Annotated in this window: 8 protein-coding genes and 1 pseudogene; 3 read left to right on the forward strand and 6 right to left on the reverse strand. The window is 66.7% G+C overall.

Translation table 11 applies throughout. The features are described 5' to 3' along the window. Nucleotides 1-5: 5 nt before the first annotated feature. The 3 genes from PV721_RS17835 to PV721_RS17845 all read right to left on the reverse strand — a co-directional run bounded on the left by PV721_RS17835 (nucleotide 6) and on the right by PV721_RS17845 (nucleotide 2,361). Complete coding sequence (locus PV721_RS17835; protein ID WP_319725313.1) at nucleotides 6-755, reverse strand: hypothetical protein; 750 nt, start codon at nucleotides 753-755, stop codon at nucleotides 6-8. Between the two features lie 184 nt (nucleotides 756-939). Further along, on the reverse strand, nucleotides 940-1,383 hold the full coding sequence (locus PV721_RS17840) for a hypothetical protein (protein ID WP_319725315.1): 444 nt from the start codon (nucleotides 1,381-1,383) through the stop codon (nucleotides 940-942). Between the two features lie 489 nt (nucleotides 1,384-1,872). Next, on the reverse strand, nucleotides 1,873-2,361 hold the full coding sequence (locus PV721_RS17845) for a hypothetical protein (protein ID WP_319725318.1): 489 nt from the start codon (nucleotides 2,359-2,361) through the stop codon (nucleotides 1,873-1,875). A gap of 580 nt (nucleotides 2,362-2,941) precedes the next feature. Here PV721_RS17845 and PV721_RS17850 point away from each other — a divergent pair. After that, nucleotides 2,942-3,121: a hypothetical protein gene (locus tag PV721_RS17850; protein ID WP_319725321.1), complete on the forward strand. Its 180-nt coding sequence runs from the start codon at nucleotides 2,942-2,944 to the stop codon at nucleotides 3,119-3,121. Between the two features lie 57 nt (nucleotides 3,122-3,178). Here the strand turns inward: PV721_RS17850 and PV721_RS17855 are convergent, their stop codons facing one another. Further along, complete coding sequence (locus PV721_RS17855) at nucleotides 3,179-4,981, reverse strand: hypothetical protein (protein WP_319725323.1); 1,803 nt, start codon at nucleotides 4,979-4,981, stop codon at nucleotides 3,179-3,181. Between the two features lie 332 nt (nucleotides 4,982-5,313). Between PV721_RS17855 and PV721_RS43935 the strand changes: the two are divergent. Continuing rightward, nucleotides 5,314-5,400, forward strand: a pseudogene (locus PV721_RS43935) (glutamine synthetase); the annotation flags it as partial. Nucleotides 5,401-5,542: 142 nt separating this feature from the next. Then, on the forward strand, nucleotides 5,543-6,250 hold the full coding sequence (locus PV721_RS17860) for a DUF4913 domain-containing protein (protein ID WP_319725325.1): 708 nt from the start codon (nucleotides 5,543-5,545) through the stop codon (nucleotides 6,248-6,250). Nucleotides 6,251-6,276: 26 nt separating this feature from the next. Here the strand turns inward: PV721_RS17860 and PV721_RS17865 are convergent, their stop codons facing one another. Together PV721_RS17865 and PV721_RS17870 are read right to left on the reverse strand one after the other, a co-directional pair. Next, nucleotides 6,277-8,337 carry a PIG-L family deacetylase gene (locus PV721_RS17865; protein WP_319725327.1) on the reverse strand — a complete coding sequence of 687 codons (2,061 nt, stop codon included), beginning with the start codon at nucleotides 8,335-8,337 and terminating at the stop codon, nucleotides 6,277-6,279. 275 nt (nucleotides 8,338-8,612) lie between these two features. Continuing rightward, nucleotides 8,613-11,090: PIG-L family deacetylase (locus PV721_RS17870; RefSeq protein WP_319725328.1), on the reverse strand; the 2,478-nt coding region annotated here is incomplete at its 5' end.

Consider the following 11,090-nt stretch of genomic DNA (forward strand, 5'->3'; position numbering starts at 1 on the left):
TCTGCTTAAAGCGCCAATGTGTCCTTAAGGCTCTGGTCGTCGATGTGCTCTAGTACCCCAAAATAGAGACTGTCATCGGCAAAATTTGGGCGGCTGCAGTCCCAAGCGAGACCTTCTAGGGATGGTTGATTACCGAATCCCATTTCTTCGAAGTTGAGTCCTCCAGTTCGGAGAGTTCTCCCCAATTCAGGAGAGACTCCCGCGAAGCATGCAGCAATGTACACGGCCAATGGTCCACCACTAGCGCTGCTCGTGCTCACCATGGCCCACGCGAGATCAACTGCTGCTTTCGTTACTGGATCTGTAAAGCTGAGGTACTTGCTTCTGGCAGCTTCAAGGATCGCCAGAAGTTGTGGCTGAATCTCGAACTGCTGGATGTGAGCCTCAAGAGACCTCATAATCGTCCACGTGAACCGGATGCGACGGGCGAACTCCGGTTCCGAAAGAGGCGGCCCACCGAAACCGCAGGTAACTACTACCTTAAGCGCTTGACTCTTCGCCCCGATGTGGACGTCCAGGAGAAACCTTCCGTCGGTGTTCAAGCCGTCACGTAGCAACGCAAGCTGATGTCCAATCCCATCCCAATTAGTCGTCGCTCTCCGTACTCCTTCCAGGGCGGCTACCAAATCGCTGGGAACTGAAGCGAAGTTGATTTCGGCCGGACGTGTAAGAGCATCCAGGTTGACTGGACGGAAATTTTGCGCACCGAGCGCCAGTGAAAGTTTTTCGCGCGGGGATAGTTTCAATACTGCCATCAGTCTCTCCTGCGTCCTAGAACCCCGGAATAAACACAGCATCAGTCAGAGCGCACCACAATATGCGCCTCTAAAGCGCGGTCAGACCCACGGACGCGACCGAGTTGTTGGCCAAAGTTTGGGCCCCTGATCACGCTCAACCCCAGCCCGAAGGACATCGGGCAAAGTCTTTAACCGATGGTGCTCAGCCCAGCGAAGCCAGAAGTACTATACCGATCAGATTCAACGAGATCCCCGAAATCTCGACAACGGAGTACCCTCTCCATTTCTTCTTCGCGTATTGATGAGGATCCAAGCTGAGGACGTATGCATCGGCGCCAACTACAACGAGACTGACCACAATAATCAGAACTCCCGCCAGGCTGGGGGGCCAGTCATTTGGTATGGCCAAAGTCACTGCCACCCCGGTGAGTAGTATTGCTGGAACTATTTGAGCTGCATCAACGGCGAAGGCCACATATTTCTTGATTGAGGAGTCTTGGAGGTGAGCTGGCTTTTCATGCTCGCCCTCCAGGAGATTGTCGCTCTCGGCAATAGCTCTCATCACCGCCTTCTGTGCCTTCCTCACCAAAAGAGGGCTAAGGAGGTACATAAGGGTCGACGCAGCGAAAGGAATGTACTCCTTCACTTTCACTCCCTCACGGAATGCCGTCAACGCGTATAGGGGTTTCAAGCTTGCCGCGATACGCAGGAAGATATTGCTTGTACCCATTGATGGGCTTGATTAGAACCCGTTTTACGAGGGTGGCCTGGTCATGACCATTACCCGTTGCGGTTAGGGGAAACTCGAGAGGAAGAGACCTGCCGTCGGGCGGAACGTAGGCGGTCTTTGTGTAGCGAACCCGAACGGCTCCAGCCAACTTATGGCGAATCACGCCGTCACAATAGACCTCTACTACGACGTCGTATTCCAAATCCGATGCGTTGTCAAACACGACATACTGACTGCATCCAGAACTCCTGACGGTGCACCTATCGCTGGGTGCAATATATGTCTCACCTTTAATCCAACCCGGCAGGCCTTTGATCTCCGCGAAGCACTTGTGTCCTTTTTTTGATGGCCCTTGCGTTGGCGTCATGACCAGCACTCCGCTTCGCTGTCGAAGGCGGTTCGGTTTTATGTGCCCGCGCTGTCGCTTCCCACTCTAATTGCTTGATCTATTTCGCGAATCACCGCATCGGTGCCCGTCTTATCGACGAAATCCTGAACTGTGCGCAGATATAGTCCTGCGCCCGACATTGATACCAGTGAAACCCGACTGGGGGGAATTTCGTCGGAAACGAAGACCTGGAACGTCAGGGATGAGCCGTTCCATTCGAAGCGCACGAAATCGCACTCCGCATCAATCGTAGATGGTGGGAACCTGTCAGTCCACGCAAGCACATCTTCCACCGCACCATCAAGCCTCTCCCCATCAATCGCAACCTTAGCGATGCCAGACGTGCCCCGACCTAGATCCAGAAAGCAGCGAGCCTGACAATCGGCGGTCCAGCTAAAGACATCCTTCGATCCGCGGGCGTCGATACTCAGGAAGTCGCGCGGGGTTATCTCTAGATGGAAGATTAGGCCGCCTGGGGTCTGAATAAAATGCGTGTCGTGTGGCATGGCGATCTCCGCACTCTCAGACCTATTCGGCATTTCATGCTAGTGAATCAAGCTGACGAATTGTCGCTGAGGAATAGGAAAGATGAGCCGTTCCTTCGGGAGCCCACGGCCAAAGCTCGGCCAGTTCCATGATCTCGCTATGTCGCAACACCTGCATCCCGGCCAGCCTGGTTCGCGGTCTGCAGGCGTCGGACATGCGGCCCCCGGGCCGACGGGAGGGGTGCCGTGACCGTGGCTGAGCAGTCCGATTGGTCGGAGCCCAGGCCTGATCTGTGGTGACGCTCAGCGATCCTGCGACCAAGTTCCGCGAGCCGGCCATCTCCAGCAGCCGCGATCGGACGTACCTGCGACGCACCGGTCACCGTGGCTACGTTCGCCGCATGACCGTATCCAAGCGTCTGCGCTGCGAGATCCTGCGGAGGCACAGCCACACCTGTCGGTACTGCGGCGCGACGGCGCCGGCGGCTGCCCTCTGCGTCGACCATGTCGTGCAGCTCCTGGTGGGACCGACACTCCCGACAACCTGGTCACTAGCTGCGCCCCCTGCAACAGCGGCAAGAGCTCCGCCACGGTCGACGCGGTGCTCGTGGGGAACGTGGCGGAAGACGCTTTGCGCTGGGCTGCGGCGATGAGGCAAGCCGCAGAAAACCTGCTGGAGCAGGAAAAGCCCAAGCTGGAGTACCGGGCAGCGTTCCCTGCCGAATGGGAGCGCTGGGATTATAGCGATGGGGAGGGACGCAAGGCCGTCGCACACTGGTGAAACATCCACGCAGACCAAGACGAGGGTGTCGGGTGCGACTGCGTGCGGCGCTCTGGACTATCCCTGAAGGCCGGCGCGTCCGCGAGCCACTTCGTGAGCCGCGCGTAGCATCTCGCGCTGGTCCTCGTCCAGGCTCTGGGGCCGAGGGGTGTGTGCGCTGATGGCGAAGAAGGAGATAGGCCCGTAGAACGGCCCGTCGTGGCAGTCGAGCAGGCGCAGCATCTCGTCAGCGACTGGGTTGGAACTATCGGATGAAGCTGTGACCAGCTCTGCGACGTAGGCGTGGACGGTGGATGGGGAGGGCAAGAGGATCCGGTCGACGAGACCAGCGCCGGCCGAACCCACCTTGTCCCGCATGCCGTCGACTGGATCGGCATGGAATTCCAGCCCACCTTCCGGGGTGACCAGGGCGTAGGTGATGGTGGGGCCGCTCGGCTCTTGCTTGCGCCCCGCCCGCAAGTCGTCGAGGAAGGACTCCATGCTGCGATCGGTCTCGTTGTCCTGGAGGTCGGCCATATCACCATCGAATTCGGCGGCCTCCACCGGCCGGGCTTCGGTGCGCTGCTTCAGCGTGAGAAAGCGGCTGAGTGCCTCGATCTCCGCATCGTGCCGCTCCAGGAACCGTAGGGCAGTACCCAGAGTCGCTGGGCGTGCCACCCAGTTAGGCAGGTCGTATTCCTCGATGCGGCGGTCGCGTAGGAAACCGATACGTCGACCGACGTTGGTTACGGCGGCAGCCGACACGTTGCCAGGCTTCAGGCCGGGCGTGCGCTGACCCCATGCCACAGATGCGGCCGCAGCGCTCCACGCGATCGCGATGAGCTGCCCGAGCGTGAATCCTTCCCGTAGTGCCCCCAGGAACGTCTCGTAGGCGTCCGGTAGACGATGTTCCGGGATGGGTTCCTCCTGGTAGGTGCGGATCAGCAGGCCGTCGAGGTAGTTCACGGCCATACCTGCCTGGAGTGTGTGCACCTGGTGTCGCAATTCGTCTGCGCGGCTGATCAGCATGCGGCCCAGCAGATCCGTGATCTCGCGACGCGCCGCTGTCTTGCTGCCCAGAGCGGGCGCCAGACGCCACGGGATCTGCGTGATGTACACGGCGCGGACGGTGCCGTCGTCGTTGAACGCGAAATCCCCTGTCGTAGCCGGCAGGGTCGGACAGATCCATCGCTCTTGGTGCAGACTGCGGAAGACCTCCACATCGACCTCCGCAGACGCCGTCAGCGAGTAGTTCAGGCTCTGCAACGGCCCGATCGTCTCGGTGTTCTTCCGCTGCATGATGTCCACCATGGACACCAGCGTCAGCGCGTTCACCATACTCGGATAGCTGCTGGGGAAGTCTCGCCCCTCCTGCTCCTGCAACCACGACGAGGCCGCGTCGACGCGCGCTTGGTTCTGCTGCCGATGCTCTTCCGCAACCCGCTGGGCTTCCTGGGTTTCTTCCTCTGCCGCAGCCGCCTGACAGTCGTGACACGAGCCGCCCGAGACGGTCTCCTCGTTCGGGAAGACGTCTGGTGCCCACTTCCGAGTCGCGACCATGTCCGAACGGCTGTGAATGCTCTTAGGTCCGGCGCAGTCGGGGCAGACGATGGTGAGTAGATCCGCGTGGCAGGACGCCTTCACCGTCCGAAGGACCGCAGTGGTGGGCCCGATCTCAGCGACCTTGTACGCCCAGATTCCGGGTTCGGCGAACGACCAATAGTCCAGGCAGATGGCCTTGTCCTCATCGGACACGTCCGGTTTGAACACCACTTCAAGTAGCGGATGCTCCGTACTCGGGATGAGATGCCGAAGCTGTCGCTGTTGCTTGGCGGTGGTCTGCTTCTGCTGACGATTGCGCCGCCGCTGACGCTTGCCCATGGCGTCCCCTCCCTGGTGGATCGTCAGAATACGGCGGCGAACGACACTAGGAGGCGAAATCCGGCATACCCGACGGCGACCTGGCTGGTCAGCTCGTGCCATGACCGTTCGGCCGGTCAACCCGGCACGTTGTCGGATGCCAGCGCGGCGGGCGACCTTGATCCAGTGCGTCTAGCCTCGTGAATCGCGGACTATTCTCGCCGCCCCTGGGCCGTCCCTGGGCCGTCGGAGGGTGGCCCGTGGTCACCGGCGACGACCAATGACGGCCTCTCAGATGCCGGTTGAGATGGGGCCCGTAGAGGATCCGCCTGGCGGTTTGAGGCAGACATGACTTCCTCCGCAACAAGAAGCAGGAGTGGGAGGAATACCGCAGCGAGGTCACGGCCTTCGAACTCCGCAAGAACCTCCCGGTGCTGTAGCCGCAGGTCACAGCCCTTAGGGGCACGCTCCACCCTCCGGGCCGATGGTCACCGACCGCCGGCCCGGAGTGCGGGACCGCTTCCGGTGCGCTCGTATGATCATGGAACTCGTTGCCTGGTGTGAGAGGTAGTCATCGGTTCCATGGACAGCTCAGCGATCGAGCACGCGCAGCGGGTAGCGGCGCAGGTCACGGCCGAGGCCGGGGGTGATGAGTGGAAGAAGCATCACCACATGACTTTGACCTTCTTCCTGGCAGGCGCCCGGTCGGCGCACGAGGAGGAGCAGCGGGCCCGGCAGTTGGACGACTGGAGGGAGCAGCTCCTCTCCAGCCTTGCCGCGGACGCCTACGCAGAGGTTGCCGAACTCCAGGAGCAGCTCCTGGGCTGGATCCTGGCGGAGCTTCGGCAACGTGAGAGTGCCCTGGACTCGCTGCTGAGGGCGTACTCCCCGCCCAAGCCGGCGCGCGAACCGCGTTCGCTCTTCCCCATGCCGGCGTCGGAGGTCCACGGAGACGGCGCCGCGTTCTACTTCTCCGACGTCTTCGACTTCGTCACCGGCTACCTCGCGAGCACCATCCGCCGGCCCCTGGACGGCACCTCCGCCACCTGGTGCCCACGCTGGTGGGACCACCCCGAAGCGGGGGCCCGGCTGGCCTCGCTCTGGCTGGCCTGGGAGCATCTGCGTCATGACCCGTGGCTGGGCATGACCACGTGGTGGATCCAGCATGCCGACCCGCACCTGCGGGTGCTGATGGACCCTCAGCAGGGCCCGTTCGCCGCCTGCTCGCCCGAGGGCCACACCCAGACCCCCTTCGAACCGCTCCCTGTGGACCCGTACGACCCGTCCTAGCAGCCTCTGCGGCCGGCGTACGGGCGTCAGTGGACCGCGCGGTGCCAGGTTGGGGTTGTGGGGGTGTGGGGGGTTGTCGTGGTGTGGAGTTCGGCGTCCAGGCCCAGGACGGCCGTCGTCGTGGTGCCGGTGGGTTCGAGGACGGCCGAGGGGGCGCCTGCGAAGAGCATGCGGGATTCCACCCACGCAGGGGGGCCGCCGAGGCCCGTGGTGCTGATGGTGCCGTTCTCGCCGCGGCCCGCGACGAGGCGGCCCGCGGCGCCGACCGCGCCGTAGCCGGCCCGGCCGCCCGCCTCGGCGACGCTGGAGACCTGGGGCCTGGCCGTCGGGCCCGCCGTGACCAGGGCGGTGCGTACGACGCCGGAGTCCGGGCGGCGGAAGTACAGGCGGACGCCCGCGCCGTCCGGGGAGGCGGAGAGGGGGACCGTCGTGGCGGGCAGGCCCGTCGGCGAGGGGCCTGCCAGTGCCGAGCCCGGGGCGGGCTGGGTCCAGGCCAGGACCGACTTGGTGGTGGTGGCGTACACGTGGCGCCGCCCGGCGGCGTCGACCGCCGTCACCGGGTCGCCCTGCAGGTCCTCGCCGCCCAGCCGCTGCCAGGGGGAGAAGCCGCCGTCCGGCAGCTGGACCGTGGCGCGCAGCGTGCGGCGGGAGTCGCGGAGGTAGACGGTGAGGAGGCCCTGGGCGTCCACGGCTGCTGCCGGGGCGCTGATCGCCGAGGTGCCCTCCTGGTCGGTCCGTTCGGGGGTGCCGAGCGACTGCCACGGCCCGAACGGCCCGTCGGGCGCGGACTGGACGGCGTACACGACGTCGCGCCGGTAGCCGCTGGGCACGGAGCCGAAGTCGGTGCGGGTGGCGAGGACGGCGATGCGCCCGTCGGGGAGGCGGGCGGTGGCCGCGCCCGGGTCGATGCCCGTGCCCGGGAGGAGGACCGGGCCCGCCCAGTCGCCGCCGGGACCCCGCGTCCAGTACGCCATCTGGCCGTCGAGCGCGGCGAACGCCCAGAGGCGGCCGGGCGTTCCCTGCGTCAGCCAGGAGGTGCTGTCGGCGCGGGTGTAGCGCAGCGACTGGGCCCAGTTGCGCCCGGTCGGGTTGCCCGCGACCTTGCGGTCGCCGCACCCCGAGGGGCTGCCGCAGTGGTCCTGGTGGTCCTGCCAGGCGTAGGTCCGCAGGTAGCCGGTCTTCGTCTCGGCCGTCTGCGGGTCCAGCGAGTGGGGGAGGGTGCTGTTGTGGTAGCCGAGGTAGCTCTGCACCGAGAAGCGGGGCCGGCGCTGGACCCGGGCGGCGTAGGCGGCGGTGGCGGCCTGCACGAAGCGCGCCCCGTACATGTGGTCCTGGTGGTCGGTGTACCGGCCGTTGTCCCCGTACCGGTTCGGCGTCGGGTCCTGCATCCGTATCGTCGTCGGCCGGTACCGCTCCAGGACTCCTGCTATCGACTGGACGAGCTGGTCCTTCGTGTACGAGAACGGCTGCTTGACCGGGGTGCCGGAGGTCAGCTGGGCGTCCAGCGCGGTTATCCGGCCGTCCCACAGGCCGCGCAGGCTCTCGGGGTTGTCCCCGCCGGTGCTGCGGGCCTCGCGCAGCATCAGCCACACCAGGTTGACCTGCGGCTTCGCTATGAGGACGTCGAGCTCGGCCCGGCCGCCGCCCTCGGTGGGTATGACCGTGCGCTTCCACGCGCTGGTGCGGTCGCCGGTGGCCATCTGGGCGTACGCGGAGCGGATGCCGTTCTGCCGGGCCTCCGCGTAGTGGGTGCGGTCGGCGGGCTGCTCGGGGTCCTTGGCGGCGCCGCCGCCGGCCTCGTTGCGGCCGTCGGACTCGCCGGAGGTGAGGTACGCGGTGGTGACCTGGGTGCCGGCCAGCAGGGAACGGCTGAGGTCCGGGTTCATGAAGAAGAGGTCGTCGTCGGGGTGCGCGACGACCTGGACGACCGAGCCGGCGGTGACGCTCGCGGGCAGGACGGCGGCCGGACCCTTCTCCTGGGTGGCCTCGGCCGAGGTCTGTTGCCCGGTGGCCACGGAGAGCACGCCGGTGGCGCCGGCTGTCAGCACGGTGAGCAGGGCCGCGAAGCGGCGACGGGTCACGGGCATCGGGTCACGCCTTGGGTTCGTTCCGGGCGGAGAAACCGCTGAGCAGTCAGAGAGAGGCCAAAACGGGGAACTTGGTTCACCGATTCGGCCGATGACTGCCACTTTCCGAAAGTGACCGGATGTGACGGTGTCTTATAGGGTTTTGATCCCTCTATGCGAACGAGATGTGGAGGCGCTTCGTCCGCCTCTGGCCCCTTTCCGCAGCCCTTCTCCAGGCCCCTCTCCGCAGCCCCTCTTCACGGTCCCCCTCCACGGTCCCTTTCCGTGGGGCCTTTCTACGGGGTCGTGTTGCGCGGCCCCACCGGCTGCCACGGCGCCAGGTACGCGTCCGGCGCATCGGCCGAGGAGGTCACGTACAGCCGCGCGTCGAGCCCCACCACCGCCAGGCTGACCATGCTCTTCCCGGTCATCACGGAGGAGGGCGCGCCGACGAACATCAGCGGGGACCGCTCCCACGGCCGGCCCGGGCCGACCTCGGAGCCCAACTGCCCGCCCGCCGAGCGGCCCGCCAGCACGTGACCGCTCGCCGTCACCGAGCCGAAGCCCCGGAGCCCGCCGAGGTCGGTCATGTTGTTCAGCTTCAGCCCGCCGTCGCCCGTCATCAGGGCCGTACGGACGTTGCCCGACCCGGGCTTGCGGAACCACAGCCGCACCCCGCCCTCGCGCCCCTCCGCGGTCAGCGGGAGCGTGGTGTCCGGCAGCCCCGTGGGCGTGACCGGGCCCAGCGGGGCGCCCGGCTTCGGCTGCACCCAGCCCACCACGGTCTTCGAGGTGGCGGAGAACACCATGCGCCGCCCGGCGCCGTCGGTCGCCGTGGCGGGGGTGCCGTGCAGATCGGCGCCGCCGTACTTCTCCCAGGGCCCCCAACTGCCGTCCGCCTGCTGCACCCGGCCGCGCAAGGTGTACGAACCGTCGCGGACGTACGCCGCCGGCTGCCCGGTGCCGTCGACCGAGACGGCCGGGGAGCTGATGTCGGAGGTCCAGTTCTCGTCCGCGGTCTCGGGGGTGCCGAGCGACTGCCACTCCCCGAACTCCTCGGCCCCCGGCCCCTTCTGAACGATGTGGACGACCTCGCGCTTGTAGTCGGTGGGCTTCGCGCCGAAGGAGGTACGGGTGCCGAAGACCGCTATCCGGCCGTCCTTGAGGGTGACGGTGCTGACGCCCGGGTCCATGCCGGTTCCGGGCAGCAGGTCGGGTCCCTTCCAGCGGCCGACCAGACCGGGCCGGTGCCAGACGGCGACCTGCCCGTCGAGCACCTTGAAGGCCCACAGCCCGTGCTCCTTGTCGGAGGTCAGCCAGGTGGTGCTGTTGCCGCGCGCGTAGTTGATGGAGTCCGACCACCGGTTGCCGGCCGGATGGTCGGCGACTTTGAGGTCGCCGCAGCCCGCGTCGCTGCCGCAGTGGTTCTGCCGGTCGAGCCAGGCGTACGTGTCCAGGATGTCCAGCTTCTCCTTGGCCTCGTCCGGGTCCAGGGCGCTGGGGAGGGAGCCGTTGAAGTAGCCGAGGTAGTTCTGCACCGCGAAGTGCGGGCGGTCCCCGACGTCCTTCGCATAGGCGGCGGTGGCCAGTTGCACGAAGCGGGCGCCGTAGAAGTGGTCCTGGTGGTCGGTGTACCGCTTGGTGTCGGGGAACCGGCCGGGGGTCGGGTCCTGGGAGCGGACGGTGGTCGGCTTGTACTGCTCCAGCACGCCGACGAGGGTCTGGACGACCTGGTCCTTCGAGTACGAGAACTTCTGCTTGACCGGGGATCCGGAGGCGAGCATCGAATCCAGGCGGGCGACCTTGCCGTCCCACAGGCCGTGCAGGCTCTCCGGGACGTCGGCGAAGACGTTGCCGGCCTCGCGGAGCTGCAGCCAGACCAGGTTGACCTCGGGCTTGGCGACGAGGACGTCGACCTCGGCGTGGCCGCCGCCCTTCGTCGGGACGACGCTGCGCTTCCAGGCGCTGCTGCGGTCGCCGGTGGCCATCTTGGCGTAGGCGGCGCGGATACCGTTCTGGCGGGCCTCGGCGTAGGCGGCCTTGTCGGGGGCGGTGGTGGCCTCTTTGGCGGCGCCCGCGTTGATGCCGTCCGCCTCGCCGGAGGTGAGGTAGACCGAGGTCACGGGGTGACCGGTGGATATGGAGTAACGGAGGTCCGGATTCATGAAGTACAGGTCGTCGTCGGGGTGCGCGACGATCTGCAGCACCCGGCCGGGGTCCGGCGCGTCGGCGGCGGCCGCGGGGGCGGAGACCGCGCTGTCGGGGTCGGTGGGGGAGGCGAGGCCGTCGAGGGCCTCGTTGCCGCGGAGCACGAGCATGCTGAAGGCGGCGGTGGCGGCGCAGAAGGCGACGGTCTTGACCAGGCGGGCCATGCGGTGGCGGGGGTGGGGCCGTGCTGCGCGGCCGCCCGCCGCCTCGGGCCCGGGCCCGTCTCCGTAGCCGTCGCCGGAGCCGTCCTTGCCGCCGGTGCGGCGGCGGGCGCGTGGGGTCTGCGGCGCGGCGGGGGCCTTCGCGCGGCCGCGCCGGCCGCCGCCACCGGTACCTTCGGCCTCAGGGGCCGGCCGCGCGGCGGCCGGGCCCTCGGCCTCCAGAACCTCGTCCTCCGGGGCCCCAGGAGCCTCCCGAGCCTCGGGAGCCTCCTGGGCCGCATCGGGCCGGCCGGCCTGGCGAGTCGGGGTTCCGTGCGGGACTTGCTGTTGCCGGTGCGCCGGGGCCTGCTCGGCCCGGGGAGAGGAGTAGGCGTGCGGGGTCGGCTCCGCCTCATGGTGCAGGCG

Origin of the sequence: Streptomyces sp. MB09-01 (assembly GCF_033794505.1) — a bacterium.
Taxonomy (GTDB): Bacteria; Actinomycetota; Actinomycetes; order Streptomycetales; family Streptomycetaceae; genus Streptomyces.

Coding starts and splice junctions, on each gene's coding strand:
- PV721_RS17835 (WP_319725313.1), bottom strand. CDS start 755: ATGGCAGTATTGAAACTATCCCCGCGCGAAAAACTTTCACTGGCGCTC.
- PV721_RS17845 (WP_319725318.1), bottom strand. CDS start 2,361: ATGCCACACGACACGCATTTTATTCAGACCCCAGGCGGCCTAATCTTC.
- PV721_RS17855 (WP_319725323.1), bottom strand. CDS start 4,981: ATGGGCAAGCGTCAGCGGCGGCGCAATCGTCAGCAGAAGCAGACCACC.
- PV721_RS17860 (WP_319725325.1), top strand. CDS start 5,543: ATGGACAGCTCAGCGATCGAGCACGCGCAGCGGGTAGCGGCGCAGGTC.
- PV721_RS17865 (WP_319725327.1), bottom strand. CDS start 8,337: ATGCCCGTGACCCGTCGCCGCTTCGCGGCCCTGCTCACCGTGCTGACA.